This is a genomic window from Chryseobacterium sp. JUb7 (assembly GCF_024806495.1).
Classification (GTDB): domain Bacteria; phylum Bacteroidota; class Bacteroidia; order Flavobacteriales; family Weeksellaceae; genus Chryseobacterium.
In genome coordinates this window covers 60,205-77,381 of sequence record NZ_JANUFF010000001.1, presented here as the reverse complement: position 1 = coordinate 77,381, position 17,177 = coordinate 60,205, and the positions used below count along the sequence as shown (strand labels likewise).

Here is a 17,177-nt window from a genome sequence, read left to right as displayed (position 1 = left end):
TTCTAATAAAACAATGATATTCCCGCGTTGAAATAGAGGTTAGGATTTCCGTTGTAATCGGTGTTTTGCTCTAAATCTTTACTCAATGGGAACAGCGTTGCAAAATTAGTAAATATTTTCAGGTCTGTCTTAGAACTTACCTTCTGATAAAACTGCAATCCCAATTGAGGACCCAGTTTTGACGTGCTGTCAAACTCATGATCATTTTTAATTACATTATCATACAACAATGTATTGGATGATGCCGGTGTATATTGCAGGCTTTCACTTAATGGAAAATAAGACATTGCCCCTACTTCAAGATTTATTTTTTGAGTATCTCTGTAAAAAATATCTTTGTTAAATTTCAAATTTAAGTTTAAACTTTTAACATATTTATAGGTTATTCCCAATAGATCAATCGCTGAAAAGTCATTATAAACCCCTTCTAAAGTTGTTCCGAATTTTATTTTCTTACCGTCTCTTAAAAGGAAATGATTGGAAGCAGATAATTTATCCAATGTCATTCTGTAATTCTGTCCAAATTCGACATTATTGTAATTATCTCCGGTAATACTCTGGAAATTAACATTGGACATAAAGTCTATTTGTCCTCCTTTATACCAGTAGTTCGCATCAGTTTTATAATTAACAAGACGGTATTTCATCTTTTCTAAGCTTTCCGCAAAATAAGTTGATCCGGTAGGAAGATTATATAATTCTCCAGTATTTCCATACAGATTTTGCATCGCTTTGCTGTAAGAAAAATTAATATTGAAAAAATTCTTCTGATTTTCAAAAGCATATCCTGCTCCAAAATTTCTGTCAATTGTTCTGTAGCTGAAATTTGTGTAAGACGGAAAATAAACAATTCTGCCATAACCACTGGAAAATCTCACATAATATTCAGGATTGGCGGGCGCATTGATAAACTCATTAACAGCCATAATATCATACGTTTCAGACTTTCTTCCTAAGCCTCCGAAAACTGATAACTGATGATTTTTGTAACGGTATCCTGCAAAAATTTTCCCTGAATAATCAGCGGTATTAATTTCCGGTCGCGGATCTGATTTTCTGAACGAACTTTGATTTCTGTAATCCACTGTTGCTCCCAGTTCCAGCCCTTTCCAGAGATTATATGAAATACCTCCTCTTACGTGATAGTTCTGGTTTTCCCAGTTGGCTTTCTTCGGGACAAAAAGATAGTTCGGGTTTAATACAAATTGGTCTTCGGTTCTTCCGTTTGTTAAATTATATCCTACATTCTTTTCTGTGATAAACTGATAATCAAAACTTCCCAATAATCTCAATTTTTCAGAAATATTGAAAATCCCTTGCGTTTTAAAGCCAAACTCGCTTGAACTTTCGGCAGTTTGGGCTCTTTTCATATTCAGATCTTTTACAACAGCACTCAATTCCGTTTCTGTAAAGTCTGAAAATTTCTGTTTTGAAAACTGAATCGGATTGTCCCAGATTCTGTTTAACTGATTGTAATATATCTGGTTTCTCGGTATAAAAATACTGTCATTCAGCTGTGCCGAAACACAACCAAATGACAGAAAAGAAACTACGTGTAAAATCTTAAAATTCATTATTTATTATTGTTGGAACCCTCTTGGATTTGCCGTTTGTCTTATAAAATCGTTTGCTGAATTGTTACTGTCTTCCAAAACTTTCCTTGCCGGAGTATTTCCCTGAGCCGGAATTGTGGTTTTTGTCTTTCTTATTACCGCCTGAGAAATATATGCCTGGTCACATCCAATGAAAGATGCGTCTACTGAGGCATTCAGCATTTTTGGTCTTTGAGAGTTCGGATTATAATGTTGAAGATCCACTCCGTCAATAATTACGCTGATTGGAATTTGTTTAAAATATTTTGTGGATGTAGTAGCATTCGTTACTGAAGGATCTGAATAATCTGCCAACGATGTAAACTCAGAAGTATCCATTTTAAAAATAATAAAACTGTCTCTTCCCGGACTATCCATTACAAAATCATTATTTCCGCTCCAGTTGCCGGGTCTTCCCCAATAGGCAATTTCCAAATCTTTTACAGCAGGATTCTGGATATCAAATTTATAAATCGCCTCGCCAATCGAATTATTAAATGTTCCCAAATACACTTCGAAGTCTGCTCCACTCAAATCAATCGTTAATGAAGGATTTAAAATATTAATTGGTGATCCTGTATTATCTACTAAAGGAGATTTGTGATTTAAAGCATTCTGAGCAATAACCAAACTCTGCCCTGGTAAAATAGGATACTGATTTCCTGTTCCCGGAATTCTCATGACATAATCTGCGTACACATAATTTGTATTGGCAGCACTTCCCATAGTCATTCCCAAGGATTTACTCCAGTCAAACTGTCCGTTTGCCTGAGTATAGCTGTTAACGGTTGTATTTGTTTTTCCGTAAAGCTGCCCCAAGTATAAACCATCTGCATAAATCACTTCATTTGAGTTATTGTAAAGCTCTATGAACTGATCTCTGATTCCTGCTCCCTGTGTAATATGAGAACCTCCGTAATAAATTTGCTTAATCAGTAAATCCCCAATTCTTGCAGATCTTACTTCAATCACTGTACTTGGAACATTCACATTAATAGTTGCTCCTTCCTGTGTCCCGTTGAAACTAAGTTCTGCTGCCGGAGAAACGTAGTTGAATGTAGTATAAAATTCATCGGAAAGCATCTTTTTAGATACTGTAATTTTATAGGTCCCGGGAATTACATTAGAAAAATTAGCAAAACCATCAGCATCAGTGGATACTGTATACGTATCTCCGGAACTGTTGTTTACCATGACCACTGTTGCATTTTTTGCATGCCTTGCATTACCACTCACATCATTGTAAGAAGCATCATATTTTACTTCAACTTTAAAGTTTGTAGGCTGCAATGTATTATTATTGTTTCCAAAATCGTCATCACGACAAGAAAAAAGCAACATCAGAATTGCAAAGTAACTTAATAACTGTTTCATACGGATAGTGTTTATATATTAAAATTGATATTCGATCTTGGCACCAAAAGAAAGTGTTAGCAAATCAGCTCTCAAATTGGTGGTAGATCTGCCTGTAGTTTCTGAGAACGTAGTCTGAGTTTGTTTTAGATCAAGGAAATTATTCGCATAGAAAGAAAACCTGAAACCGTTCTGGAAATCTTTAGAAATCTTAAGATTGATATTATGAAAAACCTTATCCAGCTTTTTATTATCTTCCAGATATCCGGTGTCTTTGATGCTTGCAAACTGGCTCGGATCATTAATCTGTTCCTGGGTAAGCATTACTTTTTCTAAATTACTATTGATGTATGCATACAGGTTTTTAGGATTAAAAATTGTCTGATCATCGATAAAATAATGCTGACTTCTTAAGGTAATGACCAAACCTGCTTTCGGCAAATGATAATTTAAAGCAGCACTGATATTAAATTGTTTGTATTTAGAATCAAATGGCCTGTATACTCCCCAGATTACATCTCCTGCTACATTTCCGTCAAGATTTGCATTTTTATTAAAATACCGGTCTATTTCGGATCTGTTTGTTGTTTCAACATAAGCTCCGTTAAGATCTAAACTGATATTTTTAATCGGAAGCTTATCTAAACCAAGCATCAATTCCAAACCTTTATCTTTAGACTGTAGAGAATTTACCATTCTGCTTTGCAGGTAATAGTACTTACTGTATCCCGCAATATCATATGTCGGCAGGCTGGTTCCGTTATAATTGATCTGAAGTTTTGCCAAATCTCTTTTTGCTCCGTACACTTCATTGGTAAAACCATCATAAAGATTATTGTAATATGCCGTTAAACCAACATTTCCGTAAGCAAATTTGTAATCTATCCCCACTTCTGAACGCATACTTTTTGAAGGCTTCAGATTCTTATTATCCGCATAATCAATAAAGGTCTGCATTACACCCAAATTATAATATCCGGGAAGCCTTACATCTGCCAGAATCATATCATAATATCTAGGTCCTGTGTAGATCATATTGATAGAAGGTGCTTTTGATGCAATCCCGAATCCTCCTCTGAACTTGAAATTTTTATAAATTAGGTAAGAATTAACTCTTGGTTGAAGAACAGAAGCTCCAAACTGATTATCATATCTTACACCTGTATTCAAATTGAAAATATAGTTTCCGAATTTCTTGAAAATATTATCTTCAGCATATACTGAAAACTGATATTCCGCTCTTACATTATCTCCGTAGTTATAAGGTCTGAAAGCTTGTCCACCACCCGCAAACTGGCTGAGAATAGTCTCCGGACTGCCCAACCTTCCTGCTCCTTTATTATCACTGCTTCTCATAGAGGTACCTATTAAGAAATTATGATTCCAGTTGGATTTGGTTCTTATATTCTTTTTTAAATCGGCAGAAAAAAACATAGAGATAGGCTTTCCTTCAATTTCCTGAACCTGTGTATAGCTTGGTGGTGAATAAGTTGCTGTATAAACACCTTCGCTAATACTTGTTCCTACAAGATCTCCCCCATTGTTGAGAATGCTTGATCTGTATGTATTCTGATAACCCTGAGAATAATTGGCATTAATGTCTAAATTATCGAAAAACCAGTCTTTAAATCTCCAGTTGAAACGATTGGAAATACGGACATCTCTCTTTTTATTCCTTACAATTAAGTTTGTTGAATCTTCTTCCTCAAAATTGGCATTGTCAAAATTATTCCCGTAATCGACAGAGAAGGAGTTTTTAATATTTTTGTTCTTGTTGTAAACCGTCCACATCAAATTGGTCGTAATTCTTTGGTATCGGTTAAATTTTGTTCTCGGTTCCGAATTTGAACTTAAATAATTAACATTTACATTCAGAAATCCCAGTTTTTCACTCAACTGAAAACCTTTATTCAGATTATATTCCTGAGTTCCATCCCGCATCGCCAGATAGGCTCGGTAAGGAGCTCTACCACTTTTCTGCTGAATTGTTACCAAACCTGACGTTAAATCTCCATATTTTGCAGAAGGAATCCCCTGAACAACTTCTACACTTTCGATATTTTCAACAGGAATTTCTCTTAAATCTGCGCCATAGTTGGTATTCGAAAAATAACCGCCTTCAGCTCCAAACCCAATAAGATTAGGCATAAAGACAGAACCTTCGTTTTGCCATGACCTTCCGATGGGCGAATAATTTCCAGTATAGCTCTGCATGTTTTCGTTATTGGAAATCGGAATTCCGTCAACGACAATGGCCGTTCCGAAGGATTTATTTCCAAAACCCTGATCCGATACACTTGTTGGCTGTGTTGAACGAAAAACAATAGGCTTAAATTCATTCAGGTTAAGATTCTGTAATTTCTGTCCCGGAATTTGCTCCAAAACCTCATTTAAAGAGAATGCCTGAATATTTTTCAAAGCTTCTTCTTTAATTTCAATCTCAGAATAGTTTTTCTTTTTGGCGGCTAATGAAATTTCCTTGATTCTGATAGAAGCTATCTGCATCGAAAAGGTTTGCTGAGAAGAAGGAACAACAGTATATGTTTTTTTATCCTCTATAAAACCAGCCCTTGAGAAAACCAAGGTCTGATTGGCATTATAATTAATTTGAAAAACTCCTGATTGATCGGTCACCGTCCAGATTCCTGTATTTTCTATACCGACCTTGACTCCCGAAATGGGCTTCTTGTTGTCTGCTTCTACCACGATCCCTGTCAGAGTCTGACCACTCACGGAAATGATAACAAACTGAAAAGCAAGAAGTAAAACTCTTTTCTTCAATTTTAACAATTTTTGGCAAAATTATTTATATTTTTTCTAAATAAAAATAATATTATCCTTTTTAAGACTTGATATATTTCATGAAAAGAATATTGCGTATTTGATAAAAAATTACTGGTTAACAAAATTCAGGGGTTAACCAAAAAAACTTATTGCAGAATGGAAAATGGTATAATACGGCTGGAAGCTGGAAGAGAGAGATTTGAAGAAACTGTTAATGTGTTATTAATGGACTGTATTAGATCCAAGTTGTTTTATCATTATCATTGGGATCTCAACAACTTCAAGCTTCCTAACATCATGAAAATCTCTAACTAATAAAATGTTCAGTATTCGCAATGTCATGCTGAGCTTAGTCGAAGCATCAATAAATTCTAATTAAAAAACAAAAAAGAGAGACAAACGCCTCTCTTAAATTTATATAGATGATTAAAAATCAAATATTACATGTGAATTGGTCTTTTCCCCGTAGCATCCAACGCAGCTTCTTTAATCGCTTCTGCATAAGTCGGGTGAGCATGCGAACTTCTTGCGATATCTTCAGCACTAGCACGGAATTCCATAGCAATTACCCCTTCTGCAATAAGGTCAGCAGCTCTTGCACCTACAATGTGCATCCCCAAAACTTCGTCCGTTTTTTCGTCAGCAATAATTTTAACCAAACCATCAACATCACCACTTGCACGGCTTCTTCCTAATGCTCTCATTGGGAAAGATCCTACTTTGTAAGCTACACCTTCTTCTTTCAACTGCTCTTCAGTTTTACCAACTCCTGCAACTTCCGGCCAAGTGTAAACAACACCAGGAATCAAGTTATAGTTAACGTGAGGTTTTTGTCCAGCCAAAGTTTCAGCAACGAAAACGCCTTCTTCTTCAGCTTTGTGAGCTAACATTGCACCTTTGATAACATCACCAATAGCGTAGATATTTGCAACATTAGTTTGAAGATGATCATTAGTTTTTACTCTTCCTCTTTCGTCAAGCTCAACACCTGCTTTCTCTAATCCAAGACCGTCTGTGTAAGGTTTTCTACCTACAGAAACTAAACAATAATCTCCTTCAACTGTTACTTCTTCTCCTTTCTTATCTTTAGCTGTAATTTTTACTGTATCTCCATTTCTTTCAACCGCAGAAACAGCTGTAGAAAGCATGAATTTCATTCCTTGTTTCTTAAGAACTTTAGTTAATTCTTTACTTAAAGCTCCATCCATTCCAGGGATGATTTTATCCATAAACTCAACAACAGTTACCTGAGCACCCAATCTTAAATAAACAGAACCAAGCTCAAGACCGATAACACCACCACCAATAACTACTAAATGCTTAGGGATTTCCTTAAGATTTAAAGCTTCCGTAGAAGTAATCACTCTTTCTTTATCCAATGTAATAAATGGCAGAGAAGTTGGTTTAGAACCGGTTGCAATGATGGTATATTTAGATTCGATCGTTTCTGTAGAACCGTCGTTTTTCGTTACTTTAATCTGAGTAGCAGATTCGAAGCTTCCAACTCCTTCAAAAACAGTGATTTTGTTTTTGTTCATCAGATAGCTGATTCCGTCAGTATTTTGCTTGATGACCTCATTCTTACGCTCGATCATTCTTGCGATATCAGCCTGAGGCTCGTTGATAATGATTCCGTGACCTGCAAAATTGTGTTTTGCGTTCTCAAAATGCTCAGAACTATCTAAAAGTGCTTTTGACGGAATACATCCCACGTTAAGACAAGTTCCTCCTAAAGTTGGGTATTTTTCAATAATTGCTGTTGTGAAACCTAATTGTGCAGCACGGATTGCAGCAACATAACCACCAGGACCAGAACCGATTACGGTAACATCAAATTGACTCATGTTATTTTATGAATTTGTTTATTATTATCTCTTTAATTCTTACAAATTTACTGATTAATTACCACGTGAGAAAGTGAGATTTGTCAAATTTTTCTTTTAAGAATATTAAATCAAAACTTAAAGATTAATACTTTGAATTTCTTCTCCTGTATCTCCATTAATTCCTTTTATCTCCATAGGTTTTTCAATATTCAGATCACCTTTTGCTTTTATTAAAAGAAGATTTCTTTTATCCTCATAATCATAGAGCCAAATTGTGTCTTTATTATATTTTGTGACCCTGATTTTCGAATTATAATTCATAAAAGTAAAAACTGAATCATCCGCAACTCCCCATCTGTAAATTGCTTCATCATAAGGATAATCATTCCATGTCCATCTTTTATTTTTAACTTTATTAAAAGAGAATTTTTGGAGTTTATTCTTTTTCATAAACTTGAAAGTAAAACCATAATATTCCGCTCTTTCTCTTGGCCACTCGTAATTCCAATATCCAATACTATCTTGATAGAAAATTATATCCTCTATCTTCTCTTTAGGGCTTTTACAATTAATCATTAAAATCAAAACGGGTAAAAAAAGAATAATTTTATGTTTCATTTTTAATAGAGTTTTACCTTGAAAAGAAAACAATTCTTGCCTTACAATTAGCTTTATACATTTTTATCTCTTCTCTAAAATTACTTTTAAAGGTAAAATGATCGTCACGAATAAAGGTATAAGAAAAGTAAATATTTAAGATGGAAAAAAGAAACACAAAAATTTTTACTGCAAAATATAATTTTAACAACAATTTCTTTTTATCGAAAAATTTACAAATTAAAGAGTCTAAATAAAGAAAAATCAATGTCAAAAGTATTGAATTCAATAAAATACCCAAAACATAGTATTCCGTAGCCATTGAGCTTGCCAAAGAATCGGATTTATAAATAAAAGGCATCGCTGCATAATAGTCTGGAAACACATCACCTTCAACATGACAGTTATAAGCGAATTTTACAAAATCAAGATGTGACCAGAAAAATCCGATCGAAGTAATGAAATATACTATTATTTTAAACAAAGCTTTCACTTAATTAAATCAATGATATTATCAATCCAAATTTAATTTTCCTTCTCCAAAAGCAGCTTCACCTCCAAAAAAATCCCCACCATAAACATACCAATCAAGGCTTTCCAAAAATTCCACTGCGTTTTCAGGAGTAATATTCGGGCGGTCTTTTTTCGAAACGATCCCCTTATACCATCTTGCAGAGCTCGAAATATTTTCAGATTCAACAAAATAATGAATCCATATTCTTTGACAAAGCTTGCACTGCTGAATCGTTACTTCCGCATTTCTTCCGTTGGTATGGTCGATTCCTATTTCAGAACTTCTGTATTCAGTATAGTCCGAGGTCGGTTTTTCACAAAGGCATCCAATTTTAGGGATTTTATTCATTGATTACATTAATTTAATAATCGCCAAATGTAAGAAAATAAGCATCCATAGCACAATACGAAAAATTATTTCATAAGATCCAATAGCACCTTTTCATATCGATCTAAAATAATACTCTTAGAAAATCTTGATTTAATAGAGTTTTTAATAGACTCTTTATCATATGTTTCGTGAAGAACCCTCATAATTTTCTGTGAAAAATCTTCATGATTTTCAATATCAGAAATCTCGCCGTTGATATTATTCTGAATAATTTCATTAATTCCGCCCGGACAGTTATTGGCTAAAGAATAAGTTCCACAAGCTCCCGCCTCCAGTAAAACATTGGGAAAGCCTTCATATCTTGAAGATAATACAAACAAATCTGCATATTTCAGAAACTGATACGGGTTTTCCTGTCTGCCATGAAAAAATACATTTTTTAACCCTAAAAAATCTTTCATCTGATGCAAAATTTCCCGATCCTGGCCATCTCCCAGAATATGAAGCAAAATATTCTCATTTTTAAGTCTTGAAAACACCTTCAATAAATTATCAAAGCCTTTTCTGGACGATAAATTTCCGATAGCCACTACATTTTTATAGTTATACTTAAAGCTCTCAGGCTTTACAGACGCTCTCATTTTTTCATCGATAAAGTCAAAATCAACAGGGTTATTGATTTTAATGATTTTGCTGGATTTTATTCTGAAATTTTTGGTGAGATCCTTCATCATATCATCACTTTGTGCGATGATTTTGTCGTAATTATTATAAAAATTATAGAAAAATTTGATTTCTTTCCGGGTCACATGTTCTGTAACGACATTCGTTTCTCTTGCAATGAACTTCGTTCTCGGAAATAGTTTAATAAACAGTGATAAATAAGCATTTACTTCACCAAAACCAGAAAATACAATATCCGGTTTTCTGCGGTAGATTTCCCTTAAGATAGGCTTTAAAGAATGCCTTATCCTTTCGGTATCAATATCAATAATCTCTACATCATTTTTAAGAAGGTTAAGGTAGCCTCCTTTTTTACGTAAAAGCAAAATCTTAGGCTCAAACCGATCTCGGGAGAGGTGATTCGCAATAGTGGTGACAATCCTTTCTGCGCCTCCGGTTTCCAAATCCGGCAGAATAAATATGATAGAGATCTTTTTCATCAATGTAAAGTTAGTAAAAAGTTTTATTAACCTTCAATCCCAACTCATTAATTAAAGGAATTATTTTATTAATATTTTCAACACTCAGAAAAGCATACTCGTCGCTTTTAAAAATCATTACGCCCCGATTATTTTCAAAATAATTGGGAGAATTCTCAATTACCCCTTCAGGTTCTCCAAAAATGATATTGCCGAAAAACTGATCATTCATCTCTGCATGAACCTGGTCTATTTCTTCAAGCTTCTTATATCTTAAAATCTCTGTCTTTGATTTTCTGGTGATAATTATCCTTTGATTGGTAATCAGATAACAGTTGTTTTTCAAATCATAATATCTGATAATCCATCTGAAAAATGCATTATAAAGAGCGGCAACCAAAAATGGAATTGCAAATAGAACCACAATACTTCTAAAAGTCGCTACCACAAAAAATACAACAAAAATTAAAAAGCAAAAAGAAAGAATTATCCTGAGCTTTTCTGTAAAATTAAAAAAGAAACTCTTCCGGGGAAGAATTTCTTTCAATATTATTTCATTACTATTTAAGATCATATTAATTAGCTACATCGCTAATGAATTTTATTCTTAACATTCTTACTTCTTCATCAGAAAGTTCATCTCCGAATTCATCCAGTAAAACTTTCATGCTGTCGCTTTCAGATTCATTCATGAATTCCATGAATCCGTCTACGATATCTTCGTCAAAATTATCTTCAATATAGTAATCAATATTAAGCTTTGTTCCCTGATAAACAATACGTTCCATTTCTTTCAACAGATCATCCATGGAAAGATTTTTAGCTTTCGCAATGTCTTCAAGATCAATTTTTTTATCCGTACTCTGAATGATAAAAACTTTATGGCTTGATTTATTGGCCACCTGTTTTAAAACCATATCCTGAGTACGTTCGATATTATTATCTTCTACGTATTTAGTGATATAATCTGCAAACTCTTTCCCGTATTTTTTTGCCTTTCCTTCTCCTACTCCATAAATCTTAGCGATTTCTTCTACTGTGATAGGGTACTGAACCGTCATATCTTCCAGACTCGGATCCATAAATACCGTATAAGGAGGAATTCCGTATTTCTTGGCTACTTTTTTTCTTAATTCTTTTAATAAATTGAATAAGTTCTGGTCTAAGCCGCCAGCGGACTGCATCTGAATCTGGTCACTTTCAGCTTTTGTCTGAGACAGATCAAATTCCCGGTCTTCTGCAATCAGAAAAGAATGTTCCAGTTTTCCATTTAAAACCAGTCGTCCTTTTTCTGCAATTTTCAAAACACCATAGGTTTCAATATCTTTCTGCAGAAAATTCTGCACCGTAGCCTGTCTTATAATGGTTTTCCAGTAATTATCTTTTTCATCTTTTCCGAAACCAAAATGAGAACTTTGTTCGAGTTTATATGATTTTGTAACGGCTGTTTCTTTTCCTGCAATAACAGAAATCAAATCTTTAGACTTAAATTTTTCCGCATTATCATCTATCAGCTGAAGAACTTTTTTCAAATCATCTGTTGCATCTTTTAATTTTGGCGGGTTTGATGCGTTGTCACACATCTTTGCTCCATCTCCTTTTTCAGGATCAAAATTCTCCCCGAAATAATACAGAATATATTGTCTTCTGCTCATTGAAGTTTCGGCATAACCCACCACTTCATTTAAAAGCTGTAGTCCGATTTCTCTCTCGGAAACAGGCTTTTGAGCCAGAAATTTTTCCAGTTTTTCAATATCCTTAGGATCGTAAAATGCCAGACAGTAGCCTTCTCCGCCATCCCGACCTGCGCGACCTGTTTCCTGATAATAGCTTTCTAAAGACTTTGGAAAATCATAATGGATCACAAATCGTACATCAGGTTTATCGATGCCCATTCCGAATGCAATCGTTGCCACAATTACATCCACCTCTTCCATCAGAAACTTATCCTGATTAGTCACCCTTACTTTTTGATCAAGACCTGCATGATAAGGCAGTGCATTAATTCCGTTAACCTGCAAAAGCTGAGCGAATTCTTCAACTTTTCTTCGGCTCAAACAGTAGATAATCCCCGATTTCCCTTTATGCTGATTAATAAATCTTACGATTTCCTTATCAATATTCACTTTCGGGCGTACCTCATAATAAAGGTTGGGCCTGTTGAAACTCTCTTTGAAAACCAGAGCATTGATCATTCCCAGAGTTTTCTGAATATCATCCTGAACTTTAGGCGTTGCCGTAGCCGTCAATGCAATCACAGGAACATCTGCAATTTTATCAATAATGGATTTCAAATTTCTGTATTCCGGTCTGAAATCATGTCCCCATTCTGAAATACAGTGGGCCTCATCGATCGCAAAGAAAGAAATCTTTACTTCTTTCAAAAAGTCTAAATAATCTTCCTTAATCAATGATTCAGGAGCTACATACAGCAGTTTTGTCTTCCCACTTTTAATATCATCAAAGACTTGCTTGGTCTGTGTTTTATTTAATGATGAATTTAAAACGTGTGCTACTCCGTCATCGGAAGAAAGACCATTTACGGCATCTACCTGATTCTTCATTAACGCTATTAAAGGTGAAACCACGATTGCCGTACCTTCAGAAATAAGTGCCGGAAGTTGATAGCATAAGGATTTACCACCTCCAGTCGGCATTAAGACAAATATATCCTTTCCTTCTAACAGGTTTTCTATGATTTGCTCTTGCTGTCCTTTAAAAGTAGAAAACCCGAAATATTTTTTCAATTCGCCTGATAAATTGGCTTTTTTTGCGCTCATCTAATTTTCTATTGCTAAATTTGCATCTAACCCAAAGTTATAACTTTTTTGCTTAAAATAAAAGCGAACGAATTTATTAAAAATAAAATTTATATTAAATATTGTTTTTAAAATATAACATTTTTTAAGAGATTTTTTGTATACCCTATAAAAGTAAAATGGAAAAAGCCAAGATCATTTCAATAGCAAAAAGCACTTTAGAAATAGAAATTTCAGAACTTGAAAAATTAAAAAACAGAATCGATGAAGATTTTGTAAAGGCAGTTGAAATCATACATCATGCGAAAGGAAAGTTAATCGTAGTAGGAATCGGAAAGTCTGCTCACGTAGCCAATAAAATTGTTGCCACTTTAAATTCTACAGGCACGCCTTCTCAGTTTTTACATGCTTCAGAAGCCATCCACGGCGACCTGGGAGTAATTCAGAAACAGGATGTGGTTTTATGTATTTCCAATTCCGGAAACTCACCTGAAATTGTAAACCTGGTTTCTTATCTGAAAGATTATTCTTCTGCTCTGATCGGGATGACCGGAAATAAAAAAAGTAAACTTGCGGAATTTTCCGAGGTTATTTTAGATACTCATGTTGATATGGAGGCCTGTCCGAATAAACTGGCTCCTACAAGCTCGACGACCCTGCAAATGGCTTTAGGCGATGCTCTAGCTGTTTCTTTAATGGAAATGAATGACTTCAAGGCCAATGATTTTGCAAAATTTCATCCGGGCGGGAGCTTAGGGAAAAATTTAATCTCTAAAGTTGATGATTTTCTTTCTTCACAAAAACCTCAGGTAGCGGAAGATGCTCCTGTAAGAGACGTAATTATTTCGATCAGTGCCTCGCGTCACGGTATTACAGTCGTTACCAACGGTGATGAAATTATTGGAGTAATTACAGACGGAGATTTGAGAAGAATGTTGATGAAAGGCGATGATGTAACAAAAGTTTTAGCGAAAGACATTATGTCTCTGCATCCTAAAACGGTTGAAAAAAATGCTTTGGCAAAAGAAGCGATGAAGATCTTAAAAGACAACAATATCGGTCAGCTTATCGTCACTGAAAACGGAAAATATTTCGGGATTATTGATCTACATAAATTATTGGATGAAGGGATAAATTAAGCCTCGATTTTTAAGGATAACTAAATGCTTCGACAGGCTCAGCATGACACTTCTGATACTAAACTGCTTTGATATAATTTAATATAACAAACCGTATTTATAGTATTGTCATGCTGAGGCTCTCGAAGCATCTTTCATCAAAAACCATATAATGAAACAATCCTTCAATTATTCAACAAACTAGCTATTCAGCTATTACCTATACCAGCCTTCATATCTTAACAACTTATTTGCAGCAGTGTCATGCTGAGGCTCTCGAAGCATCTTTCATCAAAAACCATATAATGAAACAATCCTTCAATTATTCAACAAGCTAACTATTCAGCTATTACCTATACCAGCCTTCATATCTTAACAACTTATTTACAGCAGTGTCATGCTGAGGCTCTCGAAGCATCTTTCATCAAAAACCATAATATTTAAACAAAAAAAATTAAACGAGGACTTCAAAACTTTAAACAGCAAAACGTCCTCCTTTACTGAAACTTTTTTCATAAATTTGAAGCCTTAAAAATATTATTCTGTGAGTGAAGGTAAAGACATGTCCTTTCTTGGGCATATTGGAGAATTAAGAGGTCACCTCATCCGCTCGATTCTTGCGATTGTAGTAGCGGCATTCATTGTCGGATTTAATATTAACTGGATTATGGATCATATTTTCTTTGGTCCGACGAGAAATGATTTTCCGACTTTTGAGCTAGTGAATCACTTTTCCAGAATGCTTTTAGGAGAAAACAGCATTCATCTTCCCAAAGATTTTCCGGTACGTGCCAGTAAGCTTTATCAGCAGTTTAATGTCATGATGGCGGTTTCCATTTTTGGAGGAATGGTCGCAGCTTTTCCTTATATCGTTTGGGAGCTTTGGAGATTTATCAGTCCTGCTTTGCATCCAAAAGAAAGAAAAAATTCAATATTTATCATTAATGCAGTCTGGATTTTATTTATGACGGGTGTTTTATGCGGGTATTTTTTAATTCTTCCTTTTGCTGTAAATTTTGGAGTTATTTTCAAAATCTCAGATATTATTGTTCCTCTTTATGACTTAAGTGACTATACAACTTTATTTTTACAGGTTGTTTTGGGAATGGGCGTTATTTTCCTTTTCCCTGTTCTTATTTATTTCCTTACAAGCATCGGAATTTTAACGCCTACGTTTATGAGAACCTACCGTCGTCATGCGATTGTTTTGATCATGGTAGTTGCAGCTATTATAACACCAGCCGACGTTTTAAGTATGATGATGGCCGCTTTTCCGCTATTATTGTTATATGAATTCAGTATTTTAATGTGTTCTTATACTTATAAAAGAGTTCAGAAAGCCGCCGGAAATCTTCCGACAGTTCAGAAATAAAACTGAAAATTAAGTTTTAAAATATTCCCGCAGATTCATTCTGCGGGATTTTTTTGTATTAATTAAATAAAAGTATTTGCGATATTTTTCCTTTTTCACAATATTGCAATCATTAAATTTTCTATTTTTGAAAGAATAATTTAAATTCAAATGAAAAAGCTGTCGTATACCCTTTTATTTGCATCAGGATTGGTTTTTGGGCAATTCTTCGAACATGGTAAGGCATTCACGAAACAAGATACTTTAAAAGGTTCCAATACACAATTTCGAAATTTTTGGGACGTAAAAAAATATGATCTGTCTGTTGAGCCTGATTTTAACCAGAAAAGTATAAAAGGAAACAATAAAATCAGTTTCGAAATTACAAAAGATATTACCAATCCGACTTTTCAGATTGATCTTCAGCAACCCATGAAAGCCGATAAAGTGGAAGGCAATTTCCCCATCGCTGAATACAAGCAGGAAGGTGATTTCATTTGGATTAAAACTAAAAAAAGTTTTAAAAAAGGAGAGCAATACACCATTGATGTCGCCTATTCCGGAAATCCTGTAATCGCCCAAAATGCCCCTTGGGATGGAGGCTGGATCTTTACACAAGATGAAAAAGGAAATCCATGGATGACTGCAGCAGATGAAGGCATCGGAGCTTCAATCTGGCTTCCGACAAAAGATATCTGGAGTGATGAACCGGATAATGGTATTGTTATGAAAATTATTACCCCAAAAGACTTGGTTGGAATAGGAAACGGAAGGTTAACTGACAAAAAAACCGAAGGAAATAAAACCTCTTATACCTGGGAAGTTAAAAATCCGATCAATGCTTACTCTATCATTCCAAGTATCGGAAAGTATGTGAATTTTAAAGATACTTTCAATGGAGAAAAAGGAAAATTAGACTTAGATTATTGGGTATTGGATTATAATTTAGAAAAAGCAAAAAAACAATTCCAACAGGTAAAACCGATGCTTTCGGCGTTTGAATATTGGTTTGGACCTTACCCTTTCTATGAGGATTCTTATAAAATTGTGGAATCTCCACATCTTGGAATGGAACATCAAAGTAATATAGCCTATGGAAACGGCTACCAAAACGGCTATCGCGGAAGAGACTATTTCGGTTCGGGAATTGGTCTGAATTGGGATTACATCATCATTCATGAAAGCGGCCACGAATGGTTTGCCAATAATATCACAGCAAAAGATCAGGCAGATATGTGGATTCATGAAAGCTTTACCACTTATTCTGAAACGCTATTTACAGAAAAATTCATGGATAAAAAATCCGCAGATTTATATGCTTTAGGATATCGGACGAAAGTTGCCAACGATGTACCTATTATCGGAAAATACGGTGTAAGAAACGAAGGAAGCGGCGATATGTATCCTAAAGGGGCAAGCATGCTTCATACCATCCGCCAGATCATCAATAATGATGAGAAATTCAGACAAATTTTAAGAGGAATCAGCAAAGATTTTTATCACCAGACCGTAACAACTGAACAAATTGAAAGCTATATCAACAAAAAGTCAGGAATTGACTTTTCAAGTGTATTTAATCAATATTTAAGAACAACAAAAATTCCGACCCTGGAGTATTCTCAAAATGGAGAAGCCCTGAAGTTCCGATATACAGATGTCGTTAAAAATCTTAAGCTTCCGATCCGAATTGACGGTGAACAAACCATCACCCCGACTGAGCAGTGGCAAACCGTAAAATTAAAGAAAGCAACTCCGGTGGAATTCAACAAAAATTATTATATCAACTATAAAAAGGTACAGTAATTGAAGGT

General features: G+C 34.7%; 12 protein-coding genes. 3 read left to right on the top strand and 9 right to left on the bottom strand.

What is annotated here, in order from left to right; all coding sequences use genetic code 11:
• Nucleotides 1-2: 2 nt before the first annotated feature.
• The 9 genes from M2373_RS00340 to recQ all read right to left on the bottom strand — a co-directional run bounded on the left by M2373_RS00340 (nt 3) and on the right by recQ (nt 12,918).
• Nucleotides 3-1,574 carry a DUF6850 family outer membrane beta-barrel protein gene (locus M2373_RS00340; protein ID WP_259106313.1) on the bottom strand — a complete coding sequence of 524 codons (1,572 nt, stop codon included), beginning with the start codon at nt 1,572-1,574 and terminating at the stop codon, nt 3-5.
• 6 nt (nt 1,575-1,580) lie between these two features.
• The gene (locus M2373_RS00335; protein WP_259106312.1) at nt 1,581-2,966 is read right to left on the bottom strand and encodes a DUF4876 domain-containing protein; all 1,386 of its coding nucleotides are present in this window, start codon (nt 2,964-2,966) and stop codon (nt 1,581-1,583) included.
• Between the two features lie 18 nt (nt 2,967-2,984).
• The gene (locus M2373_RS00330; protein ID WP_259106311.1) at nt 2,985-5,726 is read right to left on the bottom strand and encodes a TonB-dependent receptor; all 2,742 of its coding nucleotides are present in this window, start codon (nt 5,724-5,726) and stop codon (nt 2,985-2,987) included.
• A gap of 443 nt (nt 5,727-6,169) precedes the next feature.
• Nucleotides 6,170-7,573, bottom strand: a complete 1,404-nt coding sequence (gene lpdA, locus M2373_RS00325; RefSeq protein ID WP_259106310.1) for a dihydrolipoyl dehydrogenase — start codon at nt 7,571-7,573, stop codon at nt 6,170-6,172.
• A gap of 117 nt (nt 7,574-7,690) precedes the next feature.
• Nucleotides 7,691-8,173: a hypothetical protein gene (locus M2373_RS00320; protein WP_259106309.1), complete on the bottom strand. Its 483-nt coding sequence runs from the start codon at nt 8,171-8,173 to the stop codon at nt 7,691-7,693.
• 493 nt (nt 8,174-8,666) lie between these two features.
• The gene (locus tag M2373_RS00315; RefSeq protein WP_259106308.1) at nt 8,667-9,014 is read right to left on the bottom strand and encodes a hypothetical protein; all 348 of its coding nucleotides are present in this window, start codon (nt 9,012-9,014) and stop codon (nt 8,667-8,669) included.
• 65 nt (nt 9,015-9,079) lie between these two features.
• Nucleotides 9,080-10,159: a glycosyltransferase gene (locus M2373_RS00310; RefSeq protein WP_259106306.1), complete on the bottom strand. Its 1,080-nt coding sequence runs from the start codon at nt 10,157-10,159 to the stop codon at nt 9,080-9,082.
• A 10-nt stretch (nt 10,160-10,169) separates the two neighbouring features.
• Entirely contained in the window at nt 10,170-10,586 is a 417-nt protein-coding gene (locus M2373_RS00305) for a hypothetical protein (RefSeq protein WP_259106304.1), read from the bottom strand.
• Between the two features lie 127 nt (nt 10,587-10,713).
• Entirely contained in the window at nt 10,714-12,918 is a 2,205-nt protein-coding gene (recQ, locus tag M2373_RS00300) for a DNA helicase RecQ (protein WP_259106303.1), read from the bottom strand.
• Nucleotides 12,919-13,076: 158 nt separating this feature from the next.
• Here recQ and M2373_RS00295 point away from each other — a divergent pair, with 158 nt between their 5' ends.
• From M2373_RS00295 to M2373_RS00285, 3 genes are all read left to right on the top strand, one after another.
• Entirely contained in the window at nt 13,077-14,036 is a 960-nt protein-coding gene (locus M2373_RS00295; protein WP_259106302.1) for an SIS domain-containing protein, read from the top strand.
• Nucleotides 14,037-14,559: 523 nt separating this feature from the next.
• Nucleotides 14,560-15,387: a twin-arginine translocase subunit TatC gene (gene tatC, locus M2373_RS00290; RefSeq protein WP_259106300.1), complete on the top strand. Its 828-nt coding sequence runs from the start codon at nt 14,560-14,562 to the stop codon at nt 15,385-15,387.
• 150 nt (nt 15,388-15,537) lie between these two features.
• The gene (locus tag M2373_RS00285) at nt 15,538-17,169 is read left to right on the top strand and encodes a M1 family metallopeptidase (RefSeq protein ID WP_259106297.1); all 1,632 of its coding nucleotides are present in this window, start codon (nt 15,538-15,540) and stop codon (nt 17,167-17,169) included.
• The last annotated feature ends 8 nt before the right edge of the window (nt 17,170-17,177 follow it).

Bases quoted from the DNA above. Each gene is read 5' to 3' on its own strand.
- lpdA (WP_259106310.1), bottom strand. From the start codon at position 7,573: ATGAGTCAATTTGATGTTACCGTAATCGGTTCTGGTCCTGGTGGTTAT.
- recQ (WP_259106303.1), bottom strand. From the start codon at position 12,918: ATGAGCGCAAAAAAAGCCAATTTATCAGGCGAATTGAAAAAATATTTC.
- M2373_RS00315 (WP_259106308.1), bottom strand. From the start codon at position 9,014: ATGAATAAAATCCCTAAAATTGGATGCCTTTGTGAAAAACCGACCTCG.
- M2373_RS00335 (WP_259106312.1), bottom strand. From the start codon at position 2,966: ATGAAACAGTTATTAAGTTACTTTGCAATTCTGATGTTGCTTTTTTCT.
- M2373_RS00310 (WP_259106306.1), bottom strand. From the start codon at position 10,159: ATGAAAAAGATCTCTATCATATTTATTCTGCCGGATTTGGAAACCGGA.
- M2373_RS00320 (WP_259106309.1), bottom strand. From the start codon at position 8,173: ATGAAACATAAAATTATTCTTTTTTTACCCGTTTTGATTTTAATGATT.
- M2373_RS00295 (WP_259106302.1), top strand. From the start codon at position 13,077: ATGGAAAAAGCCAAGATCATTTCAATAGCAAAAAGCACTTTAGAAATA.
- M2373_RS00285 (WP_259106297.1), top strand. From the start codon at position 15,538: ATGAAAAAGCTGTCGTATACCCTTTTATTTGCATCAGGATTGGTTTTT.
- M2373_RS00340 (WP_259106313.1), bottom strand. From the start codon at position 1,574: ATGAATTTTAAGATTTTACACGTAGTTTCTTTTCTGTCATTTGGTTGT.